Here is a 22,465-nt window from a genome sequence, read left to right on the forward strand (position 1 = left end):
CGGGCGGCGAAGGGCCGGATGCCGATGCCCCGGCATCCCGGGGCCGGGGCCAGCCGGACAGCGGCTGCTTCAGCCAAGCCGCAGCAGCCGCTTGATGCCGTACCACTGCTGGGACAGGAAACCGGCGCCATAGTCGCGCCCCTTGCCCGCCGGCGGCGGCATCTGGTCGCGGATGCCGGTGGGGTAATAGGCGCCGGAGAAGACCGCCGTGCGGAACAGCATGTCCCACCACGGGAAAATCACGCCATAGTTGCAACCGCCCAGGCGGCCCGGACGGCCGATCGCCTCGTGCCCGACGCCAACCGCGTGGTGGGTACGGTGAAAGCGCGGCGAAACCAGCAGCCGTTCGCCCAGCGCGCCGAAGTGCATGCGCAGGTTGGCATGCTGCAGGCTCTGCAAGAGCTGCGACAAGGCTACCAGCAGCACATACTGGGACGGCTCCACACCTACCGCCAGCGCCGCCGCCGCGAACACCACGTCGCGCAGCATATCGTCGAGCAGGTGGTTGCGGTTATCGCTCCACAGCGTCATCTGGCGCTGGCTGTGGTGGACCGCATGCAGGCTCCACCACCAGCGATAGGTGTGCGAGAGGCGGTGATACCAGTAGTCGAGCAGGTCGAACAGCAACAGGTAGACCAGGAAGCTGACCAGCGGGATCGACGTCACCGCCGGCCACCAGTCCTCCACATTGATCCGCTGCCAGCCAAGCAGGCGCAGATGCCCCTCCAGCGCGTCCATCAGCGGATCGAGCAGGAAGAACATGGCGAGCCGGAACAGGCCCAGCCGGTGCACCAGCGTATAGAGAATATCGGTGCGGATGGCGGCGCGGTCGGTCACCGCCTCCACGGGGCGCAGCTTTTCCAGCGGCCCGAGGATCAGCACCATCACCGCGATCTGCACCAGCCCCACCAGCAGCCATTCGGTGCCGGTGAAAGCGTCTTCGGCATAGCCGCCGAGGCCGAGCTGGTACACCACGGGAAGGATGACGTCCTGGAACAGCGCAGCCTCTACCTGGCCTATCCACGCATTGAGCGCATCGAACATCAGCGCCCTCCAGGCTCGCGCCCGGCCACGCTGGCGGCCTCCTTGCCCAGCCAGTCACGGTAGGCGGGGTGCTCGCGCAGCGTGGCGAAGCAGAAGCCCTTCTGCTCCAGTCCGCTGATCAGCGGTTCGAGCACGCCGGGCGCCCAGGCGTCCTTGCGCGACCAGATGCCCAGGTGGGCCAGGGTGATATCGCCATCGCGCAGGTCGCGCAGCGCATGCGCCAGCAGGACCTTGTTGGGGAAGCGCTCGGAGGACAGTTCGTCGCCCAGGAAACCGGCCGGCGCCCAGCCCACATGCTTGAAGCCGCATTGCTCGGCCCACTGCAGCGTCTGCGGCGCGGTATGGCCGCCAGGAGCCCGCCACAGCGGCGACATGGCCGCGCCGGTCAGCCCGCGCAGCGCCTGTGCGCTGCGATTGAGTTCGGCGCAGAAGCCCTGCTGGTCCATCACCACGTCCTGCCCGGCATGCGCGCCGAACTGCGGGCGCATGACAACCTTGCCATCGCGCGTGCTGCGCAGGTAGACGTGGTCGAAGGTGTGGCTGCCGAACACGTGGCCGTCCGCCACCAGGCCCTTCCAGTAGGCGGCCCAGCCCGGATCGAGCGAGCTGTCCTTGTTGATCGTCGGCTCGTTGGCGAGGAAAAAGGTGGCCTTGATATGGTGGCGGCGCAGCGTGTCGGCGATGAATGCCGCCTGGCTCATGCTGCCGGTATCGAAGGTGAGGTAAAGCGTGCCGGCGCGGCAGGGCTGGGGCGCCGTCGGCGCGGCAGCCAGCGCCGGGCCGGCCGGCGCGGCGGCCAGCGCCAGGCCGGCGGCGGCGAGCGCCGGGGCTGCCGCGCGGCGCACGACGCGCCTCAGGGCGCGGGTCAGCCGGGGCAGCGAAGTCTTGCTCATGATGCCTGTCCTGATGTCCTGTGACTGCGTTGGAGTGCTCGCAGCCAGACTAGTTCTATGCTGCTGGCGCCACCGCGCTCCCGCCTCATGCCGTGGCGCAGGCCAATCCCGGCAAAGCGTCAGTAAAAAGTCAGTAAAGCGGTGCGCGGGTGCGGAAATAAATACCGTGCGGCGAGCGGCCCACGCGGATGGTCTTGATCAGCTTGCGGCTGGCCACGTCGATCAGGCCCACCGAGCGCGCCCAGCGGAAACTCACCCACAGGGTCTTGCCGTCCGCGGTCAGTTCCATATCGTCGGGGCCGGCCGGCAGGCCGGCGATATCGCCGACCTTGGTCAAGGTCTGCTGGTCCACGATGCTGATGGTGCCGGAGACCCGGTTGGACAGGAACAGGTGGCGCTTGTCGCCCACCGCGCGGAAGTTATGCGCGCCCTTGCCGGTCGGGATCTGCTTGACCACGGTGCGGGTGTGCCAGTCGATCACCGCCACATAGTCGGCGCCGGTCATGCCCACCAGCAGGTATTTCTGATCGGGCGTGACCCACACGCCCGCCGGCGCAGAACCGGCGTTCATGCGCCACATCACGGTCTGCGTGGGCAGGTCGATGGCGACCACCTCGTTGGAATCCTGCAGCGTGACAAAAGCAACCCGGCTATCGCTGGTAAAGGCGATATGGCTCGGCGTCTTGGCCAGCGGCAACTGCCGGGCGATCTTCAGCGCCTTGCCGTCCCAGCGGTAGACATCGACCCGGTCCAGGCGGTTGCCGGTGGTCAGGAACCATTTCTGGTCGGGCGAGAAGCCGATCTGGTAGGGATCGTCGATATTGGCAACGCGCTGCTGGACCTTGCCCGTCACCGGATCGAGGAAGACGAGGTCGTTGCCCACCGCATTGGCGACGATCAGGGATTTGTCGTCGGGGGTGGCGATCAGGTGGTGGGGCTCCTTCCCGATCGGGAACGTTTCCAGCACCTTCTGGGTGTCCTTGTCGATCAGGGTGACCGTGGCGTCACCCGAGTTGAGCACCACCACCACTTCCGCCGACGCGGGCGCCGCCACTACCCCCAGGGCCAGGGTGCCGATCGCGGCAAACCCGGAAACTACACGACGCAAAGCGAGCATAAAGGCTGTTGATCAATGACTTAATCGGCCATTCTAACGTTTCCAGACTGCGAACCGATGACGTAGCTCAACAAACTAACATTTGGTCACAATCTCCCCCGGTCCCGCGCGGGACCGGGGGACCGGCCTCACCGCTGCATGGCCTCCCACACCTTTTGCAGCCGCTTGACCGACATCGGCACCGGCGTGCGCAGCTCCTGCGCGAACAGCGCCACGCGCAGTTCTTCCAGCATCCAGCGGAACTCGTCCAGGCGCGCGTCCTCCACGCCCCTGCCCTGCTGCCGCAGCTGGGTTTCGGCGCGCTGCCATTGCTGCAACAGCGGGGTGATTTCCTGCAGCCGCTGCGTATCGCGCGCCGGGTCTCCCTTGATCTTGTCGATGCGCATGGCGATGCCCTTCAGGTAGCGCGGGAAATGCACCAGCTGCTGGTAAGGCGTGTCGGCCACGAACTGCTTGCCCATCAGCCGCGCCATCTGTGTCTGCATATCGGCATGCGCCGCGGCAAAGGGTTTGGCCTGGATCAGCTTGCGCGGCAGCGTCGCGTACTCGGCCAGCACGGCCGCCACCAGCCGGGCGATCTCCTGCGCCAGCAGGTTCAGGCGCGAACGCCCCTCTTCCTTGCGCGCGGCAAACTCGGCCTCGACGCGCGGCAGCGGCGCCTGCAGGCAGGCCCGCTCCAGCGCCAGCATCACGATCTGGTCGCGCAGCATCTCCTGCGTGCCCAGCGTCATGTACTGCATCGCCATCTGCTGCAGGCCGGGAATATTTTTTTCCAGGAACTTCACCTGTTCGCGCAGTTGCAGCGCGAACAGGCGGCGCAGCCCGGCATGGTGCACACGCACGGCTTCCTGCGGATCGTCGAACACCTCCACGTCGCAATGGGTGGTGTGGTCGACCAGCGCCGGATAGCCGTACAGCGTCTGGTTGCCCTTGCGGATTTCCAGTAGCTCGGGCAGCTCGCCGAACGACCAGCTGGTCAGCTTCTCGTACTGCCCGGCCTCCGCCGCCGGCACATCGCGCGCGGCGATGTTCTGGAACGACTGCTGCGCCTGCCCGCCGAACTCGGCGCGCAGTTGCGCCAGGTTGCGGCCCATGTCCAGTTGCCGGCCATGTTCGTCCACCACCTTGAAATTCATCGCGTGGTGGGCGGGCAAGGTCTCCAGCTTGAAGTCCGCGCGCTTGACCATGGTGCCGGTCTGCTCGCGGATGTCTGCGATCAGCACGTCGAGCAACTCGCCTTCGCCGAAGGGATTGCGCTCGACAAAACCCGCTGCGTAATCGGGCAACGGCACGCAATGGCGGCGCAGCTTCTGCGGCAGCGACTTCAGCAGCAGGTGCACCTTCTCCTTGACCATGCCTGGCACCAGCCACTCGGCCCGCTCCGGGCGCACCTGGTTGAGCGCGTACAGCGGCACGGTCAGCGTCACGCCATCGCGATGGCTGCCTGGCTCGAAATGATAGGTCAGCGACATATCCACGCCCGCCACCGGCAGCACCTTGGGGAACAGGTCGGTGGTGATACCTGCGGCCTCGTGCCGCATCAGCTCTTCGCGGTTCAGGTAGAGCAGCTTGCGGTCGCGCGCGCTTTCGGCCTGATACCACTGTTCGAAGGTGGCCTGCTGATGGATTTCGGCAGGAATCAGGCGATCGTAGAAGGCAAAGATCAGCTCATCGTCGACCAGCACGTCCTGCCGGCGCGCCTTGTGCTCCAGGTTCTCGATCTCGCGCGTGAGGCGCTGATTGTGGGCGAAGAACGGCAGCCTGGTATCGAACTCGCCCTCCACCAGCCCGCGGCGGATAAACAGCTCGCGCGCCTCGGCCGGGTTCATCGGGCCGTAGTGCACGCGCCGGTGCTGGTAGACCACCAGCCCGTACAGCGTGGCACGTTCCATCGCCATCACCTGGCCGGACTTCTTCTCCCAGTGCGGATCGCTCCAGCTCACTTTCAGCAGGTGGCGGCCCACCTGCTCCAGCCATTCGGGCTCGATCCTGGCAAGCGTGCGCGCGAACAGCCGGCTGGTCTCGATCAGTTCCGCGCCGATGATCCAGCGGCCCACCTTGCGCGCGATCAGCGAACCGGGCCACAGGTGGAACTTGATGCCGCGCGCGCCAAGATACTCGCGGCCGCGGCCGTCGGCGTCCTCGAGCTTGCAGCCCACGTTGCCGAGCAAACCCGTCAGCAGCGCCTTGTGCACCTGCTCGTAGGTGGGCTCGCTCTCGTTGAGGCGCCAGCCCTGCTCCGTCACCGTGGTCAGCAACTGCGAATGCACGTCGCGCCATTCGCGCAGGCGCACGTGCGAGAGGAAATTGGCGCGGCACTGGTCCTGCAACTGGCGGTTGGTCTTCTTGTGCGCCACCGCCTCCTCGAACCACTTCCACAGCTTGACCCAGCCCAGGAACTCGGACTTCTCGTCCATGAACTTGCGGTGGGCCTGGTCGGCAGCTTCCTGCGCCTCCTGCGGGCGGTCGCGCGGATCCTGCACCGACAGCGCGCTGGCGATGATCAGCACCTCGCGCAGGCAATGGTGCTCGCGCGCGGCGAGTGTCATGCGCGCCACGCGCGGATCCAGCGGCAGGCGGGCCAGCTGGCGGCCGGTCTGGGTCAGCGCGTTGGCGTCGTCGCCCACGCTTTCCACCGCGCCCAGTTCCTGCAGCAACTGGTAGCCGTCGGCAATGGCGCGGCCCAGCGGCGGCTCGATAAAGGGAAACGCCTCGATCGCGGTGAGCTTGAGCGCCTTCATCCGCAAGATCACGGCGGCCAGCGACGAGCGCAGGATTTCCGGATCGGTGAAGCGCGCACGGCCGGCGAAATCGGCCTCCTCGTACAAACGGATGCAGACGCCGTTGGCCACCCGGCCGCAGCGCCCGGCGCGCTGGTTGGCCGCCGCCTGCGAGATCGCCTCGATCTGCAGTTGCTCGACCTTGTTGCGGTAGGAGTAACGCTTGACCCGCGCCAGGCCCGTATCCACCACATAGCGGATACCCGGCACGGTCAGCGAGGTTTCGGCCACGTTGGTGGCCAGCACGATGCGGCGCGCGTTCGAGGGCCGGAACACGCGTTCCTGCTCCTGCACCGACAGGCGCGCGAACAGGGGCAGGATCTCGGTGTGCGGCGGATGGTGCTTGCGCAGCGCCTCGGCCGCCTCGCGGATCTCGCGCTCGCCGGGCAGGAATACCAGCACATCGCCCGGGCCGAGCCGGCACAGTTCGTCCACGGCCTCGACGATGCCGTCGAAGAGATCGCGCTCCTTGGTTTGCGCCGATTTGGGCGCAGCTTCGCCCGGCGCGGGCTTATCCTTCTCGATCGGCCGGTAGCGGATCTCCACCGGGTACAGGCGCCCGCTGACCTCGATCACCGGCGCCGGCTTGCCGCCCTGGGCGAAATGCTCGGCGAAGCGCTTCGCATCGATGGTGGCCGACGTGATGATCAGCTTCAGGTCCGGCCGCTTCGGCAGGATCTCCTTCAGGTAGCCGATCAGGAAATCGATATTGAGGCTGCGTTCATGCGCCTCGTCGATGATGATGGTGTCGTAGGCCCGCAGCAGTGGATCCGTCTGGGTCTCGGCCAGCAGGATGCCGTCGGTCATCAGCTTGACCGAGGCGCCCGGCGACATGGTGTCGTTGAAACGCACCTGATAGCCCACGTGCTCGCCCAGCGGCGTGCCGATCTCCTGCGCGATCCGCTTTGCGGTGGAGGTGGCGGCGATCCGGCGCGGCTGGGTGTGGCCGATGAGGCCGCCGCCGCCGTCCGCGCCCGGGCCGCGCCCGATCGACAGGCAGATCTTGGGCAGCTGGGTGGTCTTGCCGGAGCCGGTCTCGCCGGAGACGATCACCACCTGGTTGGCCAGCAGGGCCTGCGCGATCTCCTCGCGCCGGGCCGAAACCGGCAGGGCTTCCGGGAACGCGATGGGCGGCAGCGGATTGGCGACGCGAAGCGGACGGCGCGCCTCGCGTGCCGGGCGCCCGGCACGTTCCGGGCGCACCTCCTGGTCCTGCCGTGACGGGCGCCGATCGCCTTCCTGGCGCGGCGGCCTGCCCGTGGCATCGATGGGCCTTGGCCGGGACGGGCCGGGCTGCCCGGGACGGCGCTCGGCCGGCGCTACCGCCCGGGCAGGAGAACCGCTGCCCGGCTGGGGGGAGCGGCCTGCTTGCCGGCGCTCCGGCTGGCGGTTGTCCGGACCCGCTGCCGGCGGCGCGGCTACGGCAGGCGCGCGCGCCTGCCTCGCGACGGGCTGGGCGGGAGACGGGGCGACCTCGGGCGCGGGCCGGCCGGCATCGGTTTTCCGATCCGGCGACAAAGGTTTGGCGGGACGTTGTGCTGACATTGGCCGGGATTATAATCCGCGGCATGAATGCACGAACCGACACGCTAGCCGACGCGCCCGCGCCGTCCGAAATGGACGAGCCCCTGCCCGTCCCCGCCCCTGCAGCGCAGCCCGCGACCGCCACCGGCACCGACCCGGTCGAGCGCGGCGGCCCCGACCACCAGCAGTTCGTCGACTGGCTGCGTGCGGTCGCCCCCTACATCCACGCCTTCCGGGGCAAGACCTTCGTGATCGCCTTTGGCGGCGAACTGGTCAAGGCCGGCACGCTCAACGCCCTGGTCAACGACGTGGCGCTGCTGCACGCCATGGGCATGCAGATCGTACTGGTGCATGGCTCGCGCCCGCAGGTGGAAGAACAGCTGGCGCTGCGCCAGGTCGAGTCGCAATTCGCCGAAGGCGTGCGCATCACCGACAACGCCGCACTGGAGTGCGCCAAGGAAGCCGCCGGCGAACTGCGCCTGGATATCGAGGCCGCGTTCAGCCAGGGCCTGCCCAATACGCCCATGGCCGGCGCCCAGCTCTCCGTGATCTCCGGCAACTTCGTCACCGCGCGCCCGGTCGGCATCGTCGAGGGCGTGGACTACCAGCACACCGGGCTGGTACGGAAAATCGACGGCGAATCGGTACGCATGTCGCTGTCGCACGGCAAGATCGTGCTGCTCTCCCCGCTCGGCTTCTCGCCCACCGGGCAAGCCTTCAACCTGTCGATGGAAGACGTGGCCAGCGCCACCGCCATCGCGCTGAAGGCCGACAAGCTGGTCTTTATCACCGAGGTGCCCGGCGTGCAGGACGCGGTCGGCAAGCTGATGCCGGAAATGTCGCTGCGCACCGCCATCGAACGGTTGCAGAACAACCACCTGCCCGCCGAGGTCGCCGTCTACCTCGAACACCTGGTCAAGGCGCTCAAGGGCGGCGTGCCGCGCGCCCACCTGATACCCTTCGACCTGGACGGCTCGGTGCTGCTGGAATTGTTCCTCCACGATGGCGTCGGCACCATGATTTCCGACACCGACCTGGAAAGCCTGCGCGAAGCCACGCTGGACGACGTCGGCGGCATCCTGCAGCTGATCGCGCCGCTGGAGCAGGATGGCACGCTGGTGCCGCGCGGACGTCACCTGATCGAGCGCGACATCGCCAACTTCTCGGTAATCGAGCACGACGGCGTGCTGTTCGGCTGTGCCGCGCTCTACGCCTATCCGCGCGAAGGCATGGCCGAGATGGCCTGCCTGACCGTGTCCTCCGAAGCGCAGGGCACCGGCGACGGCGAGCGCCTGCTCAAGCGTATCGAGCGCCGCGCCCGCAGCCTTGGGCTGGACCGCCTGTTCGTGCTCACCACCCGCACCGAACACTGGTTCCTCAAGCGCGGCTTCGTCCACGCCACCGTGGACGACCTGCCGGAAGACAAGCGCAAGCTCTACAACTGGCAGCGCAAATCGATGGTGCTGATGAAAAAACTGTGACGGCGGTGGGGGTAGCCGGAAGGCTCGCCCCCGCTTCGCTACAATAGCGGCATCGCAACGGCCGGCCTCTCGCCGCGCCGGCTACATCACACGACAACAAGGAGTTCCCCAATGGCCCGCATGGTCAACTGCGTCAAGCTCAACAAGGAAGCCGAAGGGCTCGACCTGCCGCCGCTGCCGGGCGAACTCGGCAAGAAGATCTGGCAAAGTGTGTCCAAGGAAGCCTGGGCCGGCTGGCTCAAGCACCAGACCATGCTGATCAACGAGAACCGCCTCAATATGGCGGATGCCCGTGCGCGCCAATACCTGCTCAAGCAGACCGAAAAGTACTTCTTCGGCGAAGGCGCCGACCAGGCGCAGGGCTACGTCCCGCCGCCGCAGGCCTGATTGCCGCTGCCCGCGGTCGTTGCCGCGCGGCCGGAAAACAAGAAGGGTGCCGTTCGAGGCACCCTTTTTTCATGCAGGCGGCAGCCGGCGAGCCCGGCCAATGCTCAATAATCGCTACGCGTCACACCGTCGGATGTGCCGAGCAGCAGCACATCGGCACCGCGCAGGGCGAACAGCCCCACCGTTACCACACCGGGCACATGGTCGATGATCTCTTCCAGCCCCTTCGGATCGGTGATCTTCAGCCCGGCCACGTCCAGGATCACATTGCCGTTATCGGTCTTGTAGATGCCGCCTTCCTTGGTCATGCGCAGGCGCGGCTGGCCGCCAAGCGCCGCCAGCTTGCGCGCCACGGCGGCGCGTGCCATTGGAATCACTTCCACCGGCAGCGGGAACGCGCCCATCGCGGCCACCAGCTTGCTGCCGTCCGCAATGCAGACGAAGCGCTTCGCTACCGAAGCGACAATCTTCTCGCGCGTCAGCGCGCCGCCGCCGCCCTTGATCATCGCGCCGCTGGCATCGATCTCGTCGGCGCCGTCCACATACACGGGGATCTCGTCGACCTCGTTCAGGTCCAGGACCTTGAAACCGTGCTGCTGCAGGCGGCGGGTGGAAGCCTCCGAACTGGAAACCGCACCGGCAAAGCGTTCCTTGAACGCCGCCACCGCGTCGATAAAGAGGTTGGCCGTGGAACCGGTACCAACGCCAAGCACCGCACCCGCCGGCACTTCCTTCTCGACATAGTCGGCCGCGGCTTGCGCTACCAGCGCCTTGAGTTCATCCTGAGTCATGACAACAGCCCGTCTGCTTTGGGGGGAAACCGCATAGTGTACCGGATTGCCGTGGCATCGCAGGTTCCGCCACCTGCCAACGGTACAATGGCCGCGAGGCAACCCCAGGGCTGCGCGCGCCACCCGTCGTGGTTCCCGCCATCCGGGCCTGGGCCTGCAAGGATGCACGCCGGCGCTGCGGGCCTGCCGTTTCGGCCCCGCGCCATCCCCAACCCTTACCAGTAATGCACTGACCATGAACCAGCTCGATCAGCTCAAGCAGTTCACCACCGTGGTGGCGGACACCGGCGATTTCCAGTTGATGAAGCAGTACACGCCGCAGGACGCCACGACCAATCCATCCCTGATCCTGAAAGCGGTGCAGAAGGCGGAATACCGCCCGCTGCTCGAAAAAGCGGTGCGCGACCACGAAGGCACCCAGGCCGTCATGGACGCCCTGCTGATCGCCTTCGGCTGCGAGATCCTGGCCATCGTGCCGGGCCGCGTCTCCACCGAAGTCGATGCCCGCCTGTCGTTCGACACCGAAGCCACGGTCGCCAAGGCACGCCACCTGATCACGCTGTACGAGCAACGCGGCGTGGCGCGCGAGCGCGTGCTGATCAAGATCGCCTCCACCTGGGAAGGCATCCGCGCCGCTGAAATCCTGCAGCGCGACGGCATCCGCTGCAATATGACGCTGCTGTTCTCGCTGGCCCAGGCGGTGGCCTGCGCCGAGGCCGGCGCGCAACTGATCTCGCCCTTCGTCGGCCGCATCCTGGACTGGCACAAGAAGCAGGCCGGCGACAAATGGGACGCCGCCGCCAACGCGGGCGACAACGATCCCGGCGTGCGCTCGGTGCGCCAGATCTACGACTACTACAAGAAGTTCGGCCACCCTACCGAAGTGATGGGCGCCAGCTTCCGCAGCACCGAACAGATCCTGGCGCTGGCCGGCTGCGACCTGCTGACCATCAGCCCCGACCTGCTCGAAAAGCTGGCCGCGGGCCAAGGCACGGTGGAATGCAAGCTCTCGGTGGACCAGGCCCAGGCCGGCAACATTGCCCGCATCGCCTGCGATGAGGCGGCTTTCCGCTGGCAGCTCAACGAGGATGCGATGGCTACCGAGAAGCTGGCTGAAGGCATCCGGCTGTTTGCGGCGGATGCGGTGAAGCTGGAGGCGTTGATTACGGCTTGAGAGGTGCGGCGCCATACGGCGCCGCACTGGACTGGTCTCAGCGCCCGGGCGGCGCCGGCCAGTCCCCGATGCGCAGGCCCGGATACGCGGCCAAATCCCGCTGTTTGACCTGCAACGGCTTATGGCGCCGTTACGGAGCCGGCGTGGGCAGCGGCGGCCTGACACGCTGTTGACGCGGCCACGCCCCGGCTCAAGACTTAAAACCTCTCCATCTTGCAGGTCGTCGGCAACGTCGTCTGCGCCGCCTTCAGCTTCTTCACCGTCCGGAACCCGTACCCCGAGCCCTCATTGTCGAACCGGACCTCCCCGCCCTGCCGCTCCATCACGGAAACATAAAGCGGCTGCAGCACCTGGTGATCGTCCGCGCGGATCGTGGCTTCATGGAAGTCGTTGACATAGCGCATGCCCTCCAGCGCTCGCGCCACCTTGGCGGCATCGGTCGAGCCCGCCTGTTCGATCGCCCGCGCCAGCATTTCCACCATCATCTGCATGCGCAGGTGCACATAGTCGTCCCTGGGCTCCGGGTAGCGGGCGCGGAAGGCCTGGTAAAAGGCGTCGGAGGCCGCGCCGCCGACATTGGGATGCCACTCCGCCACGGCCAGCACCCGCCCTACACCGGCATCGCCCATGGCCGCCGGCGCGCCCAGGCCATTGCCGTAGAAGGTATAGAACCTGGCGTTCAGCCCGCCTTCGCGCGCGGCCTTGACCATCAGGGTCAGGTCGTTGCCCCAGTTGCCGGTGATCACCGCATCGGCGCCGCTGGCCTTGATCTTGGCGATGTACGGGGCGAAGTCCTTGATCTTGCCGATCGGGTGGAATTCGTCGCCGACGATGCGCAGGTCGGGCCGCTTGGCGGCCAGCATCTCGCGGGCCGAACGCGCCACCTGGTGGCCGAAGCTATAGTCCTGGTCGATCAGGTAGACACGGCGCACGCTCTTGTCGGTGCGGATGACCTCGGTCAGCGCCTGCATGCGCATATCGGCGCTGGCGTCGAAGCGAAAATGCCAGAAGCTGCAGTTCTCGTTGGTGAGAACCGGATCGACCGCCGAATAGTTGAGAAACAGCACGCGGGCATCGGGCTGCCGCGCATTGTTGCGGTTGATGGCGCCCACCAGCGCGCCGGCCACCGCCGAACTGTTGCCCTGCAAGACAAAGGGAATGCGCCGGTCCACCAGGCCGCGCAGCTGGATCAGGCTCTCGTCGACATTGCCCTTGCTATCGAACGTGACCAGCTCGAAGGGGCGCGGGCCTTCGGCGGTCCTGACGCCGCCGCGCGCATTCACGCGGTCGATGGCCATCCGCAGATTGCGCACCACCGCATCGCCCGCGTTGGCGAAAGGGCCGGACAGCCCTTCGATCAGGCCGAGCCGGATCGGCTCCTGCGCGCCGGCGCTTGCCGCTATCGCCAGCAGCCAGCCCGCCAGCCATCGTTTCACCCGCATCGATAGATCTCCCGCCAAAGCGGTGCATGGTAAGCCAGGGACCGGGCTGCGGCAACACCGGACGCGCCGCGTTCCCAGGAGACTTGCTTGCCCAGCGCATCTCAGTGCGAGACCACGACCACTAGCGCCAGAGCTGGCGCAGGCGCTTTTGCCAGAGTTTCTTCCAGTGGAAATGGACTCGCTGCACCACGGGTGGGCGAGCGACGGGCTCCAACGTGTTGCGAAACGCGCCGTTCTTGCTGCCTTGCTCCACCAACGGGTCTTCGAACCAGAGAATGGCAATTCCCATTTCATGATCCATCTTGTCGAACGCGAGATCGATCGGCAATTCGGTCGGGTTGCGTGCCATCCACTCAAGCCTGAGGCCGGCCGCGGCAGCGCCAAGCAGATAGGAGTCGGTGAGCCGGCCGCGGCAGTTGCGGTACAGGTACTGCCCGGCAACCCGTTTGCTGCGGGGCGTGTACTGGTTCCCGCCACAGCCCAGGTAGATGACGTGCGGGCCGGCGTGGGAACCGGCTTCCTCCAGCGCTTGCGCCAGGCCCGCCAGGAAGGCGTCCGATAGCACGGCATCGTCTTCCAGCACCAGCGCGCGCCGCCATCCGCGTTGCCGGATACGCTCGAGCGCGACGATATGCTTCAGCGAGCAGGATTTCTGCGCAGGGCGCAGCCCTTCCCCCTTGAAATAGGCGCGGTCGGTTTCCGGGTCGATATCGTCGGCATCAAACTCGTGGACGAGCTCGCCGGTCATGCCAAAGCGGGCCAGTTGCGCCTCGATATGCTTGCGCCGCTCCACGAAGGATCGGACGTTGATGATGAGAATACCGTCTAGCCCTAGTGCTTGAAGGTTGGACGGAATGTGTCTGCCTTGCATGGACGGTATCCCTCTTGTTCGAATGGCTGCTGCACAAAAGAAAGGATATCGGCCGGCCGCAAGTGATCTTTAGTACGTGCCACGGACCCAGCACGCCCCAGCGCCGGGAAGTCCGTGCATGTTACTAGCCTCGCACACAACGTTTTGCGCGCGGCTACACTCTTAAGTTTTATCACGCGGATATTTCCGCAAAAGGACAGCCATGAAGACGTCAGCGCCACGTGCAGTCAGCTGGATCGTGCTCGCTGCAGCAGCGACGGCACTATCGGCCTGCTCCGTGCTGCAACCCGTCGAGGAAGGCCAGAAAATGGTAGGTGCGCCGGAAGCGGCCGTGCAGGCGCGGTTCGGCACGCCAACGGATACGTATCAGCTATCCGACGGCACGCAGCGCTGGATCTACTCGAAGCAACCCCTCGGGCAGCAGGCTTACGCGGCCGACTTCGACAAAAGCGGACGGCTGACCAGGTTCCGCCAGATGCTGCAGACCGAAGAACTCTATAAGGCCAAGGTCGATGTCTGGACCAAGCTGGACGTGGAGCAGCACTTCGGCAAGCCCCGCGAGCCCTCGCAGTATTACCCGCTGATGAAACGGGAAGTGTGGTCGTACCGATTCCGCCATGAAGACAACTGGCCGTCGCTGTTCAATTTTTATTTCGACGACGGCGGCGTGCTGCGCCAGACCCAGATCACGCCGGATCCGCTCTTCGATCGGCCCAGCCGGCGGCGCTGAGCCCCACCCGCCTGCCATCCATTGACCTCGCGCGGGCCGGACGGTGAACGCAAATTGCCCGCCGGCGTCCTCGTGGGAACGCGGCGGGCCGATTCAAGCCCCGCGGGCCGGATAGGCCGCGGGCTTACCGCACGGACCTGGATCAGATCTGCGGGTTGATCTTCTGCACGGCCTTGTCGTGCAGCTTGTTCAATGCGGCCAGGTAGGCCTTGGCCGAGGCGGCGACGATATCGGGATCGGTACCCACGCCGTTGACGATGCGCCCGCCCTTCGACAGGCGCACGGTCACTTCACCCTGGGCCTGCGTGCCCGTGGTGATGGCGTTGACCGAATACAGCACCAGCTCGGCGCCGCTGCCGACCTTGCCCTCGATCGCGTGCAGGGTGGCATCGACCGGACCATTGCCCTCGCCTTCGCCCGTCAGTTCCTGGCCGTCCATATTGAACACCACGCGCGCATGCGGGCGCTCGCCGGTCTCGGAGTGCTGGGACAGCGAGATAAAGCGGAAATGGTCGTTGACGTCGTGCGCCTCGTCGGAAACGATGGCCATGATGTCTTCGTCGAAAATCTCGGACTTCTGGTCGGCGAGTTCCTTGAAGCGGGCGAACGCGGCGTTGACCTCGCTTTCGCTGTCCAGCTCGATACCGAGCTCCTGCAGGCGCTGCTTGAAGGCGTTGCGGCCCGACAGCTTGCCCAGCACGATCTTGTTGGCGGTCCAGCCCACATCTTCGGCCCGCATGATCTCGTAGGTATCGCGCGCCTTCAGCACGCCATCCTGGTGGATGCCGGAAGCGTGGGCGAAAGCGTTGGCGCCGACCACGGCCTTGTTCGGCTGCACCACGAAGCCGGTGATCTGCGATACCAGCTTGGAGGCCGGCACGATCTGGGTGGTGTCCACGCCGACGTCCAGGTCGAAGTAGTCGCGGCGGGTCTTGACCGCCATCACCACCTCTTCCAGGCTGGTATTGCCGGCACGTTCGCCCAGGCCGTTGATGGTGCACTCGACCTGGCGCGCGCCGCCGAGCTTGACCGCCGCCAGCGAATTGGCCACCGCCATGCCGAGGTCATTGTGGCAATGCACGGACCACACGGCCTTGTCGGAATTGGGGATACGCTCGCGCACCGAACGGATCAGCGCCGCGTAGCCTTCCGGCACGGCGTAGCCCACCGTATCCGGCAGGTTGATGGTGGTGGCGCCTTCGGCGATCACGCCTTCCAGCACGCGGCACAGGAAATCCATGTCCGAGCGGCTGCCGTCTTCCGGCGAGAACTCGATGTCGTCGGTGAACTGCCGCGCGAAGCGCACTGCCAGGCGAGCCTGTTCGTAGACCTGGTCCGGCGTCATGCGCAGCTTCTTTTCCATATGCAGCGCCGAGGTGGCGATGAAGGTATGGATGCGGAAGGAGTTGGCCGGCTTCAGTGCCTCCGCGGCGCGTGCGATATCACGGTCGTTGGCGCGTGCCAGCGAGCAGATGGTCGAGTCCTTGACGACCTGCGCGATGGAGCGGATGGCTTCGAAATCACCGTTGGAGCTGGCCGCGAAGCCGGCTTCGATCACGTCGACCTTGAGGCGCTCCAGCTGGCGCGCGATGCGGATCTTTTCCTCGCGGGTCATGGAGGCGCCAGGCGACTGCTCGCCATCGCGCAAGGTGGTGTCGAAAATAATGAGTTTGTCGGACATGGGTGGGGCTCCTGGGCTTATCTTTGTGTCTGGCGAATCAAGTTGCTGTCTCGGCGTCCGCCGTTTCGTTCTGCTGTCCTGCTGTATTTCCGCTGAATGCAAAACGCCCCGGCGTGCAGTAATGCAGGCCGGGGCGTTTGTGAATCCTGTGTGACTTTGCGCGAGGGGGTTGGCTTCCCTCAGCGCGAACGCGTCCCGACCTGATGGCCTAGTAGGCCACCTAGAATGGTGCGGGCGAGTAGGGCTTGGCGCGAAATCATGTCAGCGACTATAGCCGAGAAGCCGCGCGCGCGCAATACGGATGCGTCAATCGGTTCGATGGCGGGCTCCGGCCGGCTCCGGGCACGGCAGGCCCCGGGATGCCGGCCGCCGGCCGTCGTCAGTCCTTGGACGGAATGCGCAGCTTCTGGCCGGGATAGATCTTGTCCGGATCCGACAGCATGGGCCGGTTCGCCTCGAAGATGGCGGTGTATAGCGCACCGTTGCCGTAGGCCGCCTGCGAGATTGCCCACAGCGTGTCGCCCTTGGCCACGGTATGCCACTGCGACTCGGCCGCCTCGACATTGACCGACATCTTGTCCTCTACCTTGTCCACGCCCTGCACATTGCCGCAGCACAGGATGATCTTCTCGCGCGTGGCCTGGTCCGGCGCCACGCCGAATACCGTCACCAACCCCTGCGAGCCATCCACCTGCGCCATCAGGCCGGTGGCATCCAGCCCCATCTGCCTGATATAGGCCTCGATGGCATCGCCGGCGGCGCGGTTGGCCGCATCGACATTGGCCGGGGACGCATCCGCGGCAGCCGCATCCTGTGCGGCCTTGGCTTCGCCGCCGCCGAACAGTTTCTCTCCTGCTTCCTTGATGAAGTCGAGCATGCCCATGACAAACCTCCAGTGATAAGTGGACAACAATGGGTACAGCAAACCACGGCCGACTGCGCCGCTGGCCCGGGCTCCGCCCTGCCGCAGGGGAAGCCCGGGATTCCGGAAACCGGCGCCTGGATCCTTGCGGACCCGGGAACCAAAAAGTAAAAAGGCGCCGAAGCGCCTTTTTACTGACCTGCGTTCAGGAACGATCGTTCCCGCCGTCGCGCACCTTGCGCGCGCCGGCCGGCTCGCCGTGGAGCGCCCGCCAGCCCCACAGCACATAGCCGGAGATCGCGTACACCACGAACAAGCCGAACAAGGCAACCGGCGGATCCGTCGACACCACCACGAACAGCACCAGCACCAGCACCATCATGCCGAAGGGCACGCGGTAGCGGACGTCGAGCGCCTTGCCGCTATAGAAGGGCGCATTCGTCACCATCGACAGCCCGGCATACAGCGTGATGCCGAACGCCGCCCACGGCATCCACAGCTCCTTGACCGGCAGCTTGTTGTCGATCGCCAGCCAGACAAAACCGGCCACCAGCGCCGCCGCCGCCGGGCTGGGCAGCCCCTGGAAGAAGCGCTTGTCGACCACGCCGATATTGGCATTGAAGCGGGCCAGCCGCAGCGCGGCGCAGGTGCAATAGACAAAGGCGGCGATCCACCCCCACTTGCCCAGGTCGTGCAGGATCCACTCATACATCACCAGCGCCGGCGCGACGCCGAACGAGGTCATGTCCGACAGCGAATCGTATTGTTCGCCGAACGCGCTCTGCGTATTGGTGATGCGCGCCACGCGGCCGTCCATGCCGTCCAGCACCATGGCGGCGAAAATGGCGATGGCCGCGCTGTCGAAGCGCATGTTCATGGCCTGCACGATCGCAAAGAAGCCGGCAAACAGCGCCGCCGTGGTAAAGGCGTTAGGCAACAGGTAGATGCCGCGCCGGCGCGGACGCACGTACTCGATGTCGTGATCGTCGGCGGCCGCCTCGTCGTCGAAGCCGTCGGCCTCGTTGCCGCGCCGCTGGTTATGGCGGAAGGGACGCAAGTGAGTCACATTGCCGTTGCTGGCGCGCTTGTTGCGTCGGTTGAAAGCACCCATGCCTGTTCTCCAGTGGGTCTGATCTGCTCCGGCGAAGCCGGATCAATCCAGCTCGGCCAGGATGGTGGACGAGGCCGACACCTTCTCGCCGATGGTGACGCGCGGACGCGCATCCACCGGCAGGTAGACGTCCACGCGCGAGCCAAAGCGGATAAAGCCGTAGCGCTGGCCGCGCGAGAGCGTTTCGCCAACTCGCGTATAGCACAGGATGCGGCGGGCGACGAGGCCGGCCACCTGCACCAGGGTCACCACCTTGCCGTCGGCGGCACGGCGGATGACCACGGCGTTGCGTTCGTTCTCCAGCGAGGCCTTGTCGAGGTCGGCGTTGACGAACTTGCCGGGGAAATACTCGACCTTCTCAACCTTGCCGTCCACGGACACGCGGTTGGAGTGTACGTTGAACACGTTCATGAATACGCTGATCTTCAGCGCTTCGCGCCCCGCATAGGGATCCATGGTCTTCTCGACCACCACGATACGGCCGTCGGCGGGGGCCAGGACGGCGTTCGGCTGGGCCGGGATCGGCCGCGGCGGATCGCGGAAAAACTGCAGCACGAACAGCGTAATGATCCACAGCGGCAAGGCCCACCAGAAGCCGGCGCCGACCTGCACCAGCAGCGAGATGACAAAGGCGCCAGCCAGGAACGGCCAGCCTTCACGGGCGATTAGCGGATGAGGATAGTTCATGCAGTGCTTACTAGGTGGATAAAGTCTGACAAGGATAACAAAAAGCCGTTCAGCCTCCGCCCGAATAACCCCTCGAAGCGGGGAATCGTGCGGAAATCTGAACGGCCGCGGCCCGCGCCGTCAGCCGCGGCAGGCCGTAGGACTGCGGTACAGCTTAGTTCTTCGACTGGTCGACCAGCTTGTTCTTGGCGATCCAGGGCATCATGGCGCGCAGCTTCGCGCCTACTTCCTCGATCTGGTGCTCGGCGGTCAGGCGGCGGCGCGAGATCAGGGTCGGTGCGCCAGCCTTGTTTTCCAGCAGGAAGCTCTTGGCGTATTCGCCGGTCTGGATGTCGGTCAGGCACTGCTTCATGGCCTTCTTGGTCTCCTCGGTCACGACGCGCGGGCCGGTGACGTATTCGCCGTATTCGGCGTTGTTGGAGATCGAGTAGTTCATGTTGGCGATGCCGCCTTCATAGATCAGGTCGACGATCAGCTTGAGTTCGTGCAGGCACTCGAAGTAAGCCATTTCCGGCGCGTAGCCGGCTTCCACCAGCGTCTCGAAGCCAGCCTTGATCAGCTCGACGGTACCGCCGCACAGCACGGCCTGCTCGCCGAACAGGTCGGTTTCGGTTTCTTCGCGGAAGTTGGTCTCGATGATGCCGGCACGGCCGCCGCCGTTGGCGGTTGCGTACGACAGGGCGATGTCACGGGCCGAGCCCGACTTGTCCTGGTGCACGGCGATCAGGTGAGGCACGCCGCCGCCTTGGGCGTAGGTGCCGCGCACGGTGTGGCCCGGGGCCTTCGGCGCGATCATGATGACGTCGAGGTCAGCGCGCGGGATCACGGCACCGTAGTGCACATTGAAGCCGTGGGCGAAGGCCAGCGCAGCGCCTTCCTTGATGTTGTCGTGCACTTCGTTCTTGTACACGTCGGCGATCTGCTCGTCCGGCAGCAGGATCATGACCACGTCGGCGCTCTTGACGGCCTCGGCCACTTCCTTCACCTGCAGGCCGGCGTTCACAGCCTTGTTCCACGAGGCGCCGTTCTTGCGCAGGCCGACGGTGACCTTCACGCCCGAATCATTCAGGTTCAGCGCGTGGGCGTGGCCTTGCGAGCCGTAGCCGATGATGGTGACGTTCTTGCCCTTGATCAGGGAGAGGTCGGCGTCCTTGTCGTAAAACACTTTCATGATATTTCCTTCGATCTTTCGTTTTCGTGTGTCGGGCTGGCGGCTACCGCCCGGCTAGTGCCGGCATCGGCGCCGCCCTTGGATACTGCAATCGGGTCAGACCTTCAGGATGCGCTCGCCGCGGCCAATGCCCGAGCCGCCGGTACGGACGGTCTCGAGAATCGCGGCACGGTCGATGGCGTCCAGGAACGCATCCAGCTTGACGCCGTTGCCGGTCAGCTCGATGGTGTAGGTCTTCTCGGTGACGTCGATGATGCGGCCGCGGAAGATGTCGGCGGTGCGCTTCATTTCCTCACGCTCCTTGCCGACCGCGCGCACCTTGACGAGCATCAGCTCGCGCTCGATGTGCGCGCCTTCGGTCAGGTCCACCACCTTGACCACTTCCACCAGGCGGTTCAGATGCTTGGTGATCTGTTCGATCACGTCGTCGGAGCCGCTGGTGACAATGGTCATGCGCGACAGCGAGGCGTCTTCGGTGGGCGCCACCGTCAGCGTCTCGATGTTATAGCCGCGGGCCGAGAACAGGCCGACCACGCGCGACAGCGCGCCGGCTTCGTTTTCAAGCAGGACCGAAATAATGTGTCGCATTACAGGTCCTCCGCGCCGAGCAGCATTTCGGAGATGCCCTTGCCGGCCTGCACCATGGGCCACACGTTTTCAGTCGGATCGGTCTGGAAATCGAGGAACACGGTACGGTCTTTCAGACGGAAGGCTTCGCGCAGGGCGGGCTCGACGTCGGCCGTCTTTTCGATGCGCATGCCGATATGGCCATAGGCCTCGGCCAGCTTGACGAAATCGGGCAGCGCGTCCATGTAGGAATGCGAGTAGCGGTTGTCGTACTCGATTTCCTGCCACTGGCGCACCATGCCGAGATAGCGGTTGTTGAGCGCGCAGATCTTGACCGGGGTGTCGTACTGCAGGCAGGTCGACAGTTCCTGGATGCACATCTGGATCGAGCCTTCGCCGGTGATGGTCACCACTTCCTTCTCGGGGAAGGCTTTCTTGATGCCCATCGCATACGGCAGGCCCACGCCCATCGTGCCCAGGCCACCGGAATTGATCCAGCGGCGCGGCTCGTTGAACTTGTAGAACTGCGCCGCCCACATCTGGTGCTGACCCACGTCCGAGCAGATGAAGGCATCGCCGTGCGTGAGTTCCCAGATCTTTTCCACCACGTACTGCGGCTTGATGATCTCGGAGTTGCGGTCGTACTTGAGGCAGTCCACCGAACGCCATTGCTCGATCTGCTCCCACCAGCGGGCCAGGGCCTCGCGCTTGGGCTTGACGTCGCTGGCCTGCAGTTGCGCGATCAGCTCCTGCAGCACGTCCTTGACGTTGCCGACGATGGGAATGTCGACCTTGACCCGCTTCGAGATGGAAGAGGGATCGATGTCGATATGAACGATCTTGCGCGGCTGCGAGGTGAAGTGCGCCGGGTTGCCGATCACGCGGTCGTCGAAACGGGCGCCGATGGCAATCAGCACGTCGCAGTTCTGCATGGCCATATTGGCTTCATACGTGCCGTGCATGCCGAGCATGCCGACGAACTGCTTGCTGGTGCCGGGGAACGAACCGAGACCCATCAGCGTGTTGGTAACCGGATGGCCGGTCAGCGCAGCCAGCTGGCGCAGCTCCTCGCTGGCGTTGGCCAGCACCACCCCGCCACCGGCGTAGATGAACGGTCGTTCGGCGCCCTGCAACAGCGCGAGCGCCTTGCGGATCTGGCCCGAATGGCCCTTGTTCACCGGGCTGTACGAGCGCATGTCGATCGACTTGGGATACTCGTACTTGCAGGAATTGCGGGAGACGTCCTTGGGGATATCCACGACAACCGGGCCGGGACGGCCGGTCGCGGCGATATAGAACGCCTTCTTGATGGTCGAAGCGAGATCGCGGACGTCCTTGACCAGGAAGTTGTGCTTGACGATGGGGCGGGTAATGCCGACCGTGTCGCACTCCTGGAAAGCATCCTGTCCGATGGCGTGCGTCGGCACGTTGCCGGTGATGATCACCATCGGGATCGAATCCAGGTAGGCCGTGGCGATGCCCGTCACCGCATTGGTGACGCCGGGACCGGAGGTCACCAGGGCGCAGCCCACCTTGCCGGTCGCACGCGCATAGCCGTCTGCGGCATGAACCGCGGCTTGCTCGTGGCGCACCAGGATGTGCTCGATCTTCTTTTGCTTGTAGAACTCGTCGTAGATATACAGCACTGCGCCGCCAGGGTAGCCCCAGACGTACTCGACGCCTTCTTCGGCAAGTGCGTGAACGAGAATTTCCGCCCCGATCATTTCGGGTGCGGCAGATGAATTGCTGTCTGCGTGGGAGAATTCCGCGCTGGGCATGTTCATTTCAGTCCTTTGCAATTTTCGGCAAAAAATTGTTCGGATGCTCTCTGCCGGGCTTGTGGCACGGGTTCAAGCGGTGCGCGTCTGCATGGAAGACCGCCTCATAAGCGGCCGGATGAGACAACCACTGATGTCGTGTGAACCAAGGATTCTACTGCATTGCATCAGGCTGGTCTATGGGCTTTTTTCATCCTGCCGGCCATCGCATGGCGTCGCGAGCGGGGGGCAGCTTCCTGCGCCTGAATGACCACAAGAGAGAACAAGGATGGTCACAGGGGGGGTTATTTGCTAGCATCCCACCATTTTGGACGTGCAAGAAGCCCCATTCTGCACTTCCGCCGGCCACGGCCCCACCGTCTGTACCCCGCCTG

The 22,465-nt window shown here is 65.4% G+C and carries 18 protein-coding genes; 4 read left to right on the top strand and 14 right to left on the bottom strand.

Annotated elements, in window-relative coordinates; translation table 11 throughout:
* Positions 1–69 precede the first annotated feature (69 nt).
* The 4 genes from AC3FOF_RS28620 to hrpA all read right to left on the bottom strand — a co-directional run bounded on the left by AC3FOF_RS28620 (position 70) and on the right by hrpA (position 7,379).
* Entirely contained in the window at positions 70–1,044 is a 975-nt protein-coding gene (locus AC3FOF_RS28620; protein WP_276264036.1) for a sterol desaturase family protein, read from the bottom strand.
* Positions 1,044–1,937 (bottom strand): polysaccharide deacetylase family protein, encoded by an 894-nt coding sequence (locus tag AC3FOF_RS28625; RefSeq protein ID WP_488728508.1) that lies wholly within the window; start codon positions 1,935–1,937, stop codon positions 1,044–1,046. Before AC3FOF_RS28625 ends, AC3FOF_RS28620 begins: the two co-directional genes overlap by 1 nt.
* 130 nt (positions 1,938–2,067) lie before the next feature.
* Positions 2,068–3,054 carry a YVTN family beta-propeller repeat protein gene (locus AC3FOF_RS28630; RefSeq protein WP_488728509.1) on the bottom strand — a complete coding sequence of 329 codons (987 nt, stop codon included), beginning with the start codon at positions 3,052–3,054 and terminating at the stop codon, positions 2,068–2,070.
* A 128-nt stretch (positions 3,055–3,182) separates the two neighbouring features.
* Positions 3,183–7,379, bottom strand: coding sequence for an ATP-dependent RNA helicase HrpA (hrpA, locus tag AC3FOF_RS28635; protein WP_488728510.1), 4,197 nt, complete (start codon positions 7,377–7,379; stop codon positions 3,183–3,185).
* 23 nt (positions 7,380–7,402) lie between these two features.
* Here hrpA and argA point away from each other — a divergent pair, with 23 nt between their 5' ends.
* The gene (argA, locus tag AC3FOF_RS28640) at positions 7,403–8,839 is read left to right on the top strand and encodes an amino-acid N-acetyltransferase (RefSeq protein ID WP_488728511.1); all 1,437 of its coding nucleotides are present in this window, start codon (positions 7,403–7,405) and stop codon (positions 8,837–8,839) included.
* A 111-nt stretch (positions 8,840–8,950) separates the two neighbouring features.
* Entirely contained in the window at positions 8,951–9,226 is a 276-nt protein-coding gene (locus AC3FOF_RS28645) for an oxidative damage protection protein (protein WP_017225633.1), read from the top strand.
* A 104-nt stretch (positions 9,227–9,330) separates the two neighbouring features.
* Here AC3FOF_RS28645 and rpiA read toward each other — a convergent pair whose 3' ends face one another.
* The gene (gene rpiA / locus AC3FOF_RS28650) at positions 9,331–10,017 is read right to left on the bottom strand and encodes a ribose-5-phosphate isomerase RpiA (RefSeq protein WP_017225632.1); all 687 of its coding nucleotides are present in this window, start codon (positions 10,015–10,017) and stop codon (positions 9,331–9,333) included.
* Positions 10,018–10,252: 235 nt separating this feature from the next.
* Here rpiA and tal point away from each other — a divergent pair, with 235 nt between their 5' ends.
* A complete protein-coding gene (gene tal, locus AC3FOF_RS28655; protein WP_488728512.1) occupies positions 10,253–11,191 on the top strand; it encodes a transaldolase in 939 nt (312 codons plus the stop codon).
* 197 nt (positions 11,192–11,388) lie between these two features.
* Here the strand turns inward: tal and AC3FOF_RS28660 are convergent, their stop codons facing one another.
* Both AC3FOF_RS28660 and AC3FOF_RS28665 read right to left on the bottom strand, forming a co-directional pair.
* Positions 11,389–12,633: a branched-chain amino acid ABC transporter substrate-binding protein gene (locus AC3FOF_RS28660; protein WP_488728513.1), complete on the bottom strand. Its 1,245-nt coding sequence runs from the start codon at positions 12,631–12,633 to the stop codon at positions 11,389–11,391.
* Positions 12,634–12,754: 121 nt separating this feature from the next.
* On the bottom strand, positions 12,755–13,504 hold the full coding sequence (locus tag AC3FOF_RS28665) for a glycosyltransferase family 25 protein (protein WP_051078430.1): 750 nt from the start codon (positions 13,502–13,504) through the stop codon (positions 12,755–12,757).
* Positions 13,505–13,706: 202 nt separating this feature from the next.
* Here AC3FOF_RS28665 and AC3FOF_RS28670 point away from each other — a divergent pair, with 202 nt between their 5' ends.
* Positions 13,707–14,234: a hypothetical protein gene (locus AC3FOF_RS28670; protein ID WP_035808837.1), complete on the top strand. Its 528-nt coding sequence runs from the start codon at positions 13,707–13,709 to the stop codon at positions 14,232–14,234.
* 142 nt (positions 14,235–14,376) lie between these two features.
* Here the strand turns inward: AC3FOF_RS28670 and AC3FOF_RS28675 are convergent, their stop codons facing one another.
* From AC3FOF_RS28675 to AC3FOF_RS28705, 7 genes are all read right to left on the bottom strand, one after another.
* Positions 14,377–15,915 (bottom strand): 2-isopropylmalate synthase, encoded by a 1,539-nt coding sequence (locus tag AC3FOF_RS28675; protein WP_017225627.1) that lies wholly within the window; start codon positions 15,913–15,915, stop codon positions 14,377–14,379.
* A gap of 379 nt (positions 15,916–16,294) precedes the next feature.
* Positions 16,295–16,798: a peptidoglycan-binding protein LysM gene (gene lysM, locus AC3FOF_RS28680; RefSeq protein WP_488728514.1), complete on the bottom strand. Its 504-nt coding sequence runs from the start codon at positions 16,796–16,798 to the stop codon at positions 16,295–16,297.
* Between the two features lie 184 nt (positions 16,799–16,982).
* A complete protein-coding gene (gene pssA / locus AC3FOF_RS28685) occupies positions 16,983–17,888 on the bottom strand; it encodes a CDP-diacylglycerol--serine O-phosphatidyltransferase (protein WP_017225625.1) in 906 nt (301 codons plus the stop codon).
* 42 nt (positions 17,889–17,930) lie between these two features.
* On the bottom strand, positions 17,931–18,575 hold the full coding sequence (locus tag AC3FOF_RS28690) for a phosphatidylserine decarboxylase (RefSeq protein WP_017225624.1): 645 nt from the start codon (positions 18,573–18,575) through the stop codon (positions 17,931–17,933).
* Positions 18,576–18,729: 154 nt separating this feature from the next.
* On the bottom strand, positions 18,730–19,746 hold the full coding sequence (gene ilvC, locus AC3FOF_RS28695) for a ketol-acid reductoisomerase (RefSeq protein WP_017225623.1): 1,017 nt from the start codon (positions 19,744–19,746) through the stop codon (positions 18,730–18,732).
* A 96-nt stretch (positions 19,747–19,842) separates the two neighbouring features.
* Positions 19,843–20,334, bottom strand: coding sequence for an acetolactate synthase small subunit (gene ilvN / locus AC3FOF_RS28700; protein ID WP_017225622.1), 492 nt, complete (start codon positions 20,332–20,334; stop codon positions 19,843–19,845).
* Positions 20,334–22,097 carry an acetolactate synthase 3 catalytic subunit gene (locus tag AC3FOF_RS28705; protein ID WP_017225621.1) on the bottom strand — a complete coding sequence of 588 codons (1,764 nt, stop codon included), beginning with the start codon at positions 22,095–22,097 and terminating at the stop codon, positions 20,334–20,336. The genes ilvN and AC3FOF_RS28705 overlap by 1 nt, the downstream gene beginning before the upstream one ends.
* Positions 22,098–22,465: the final 368 nt, after the last annotated feature.

The sequence above is a fragment of the Cupriavidus sp. 96C5-1 genome (assembly GCF_057798855.1).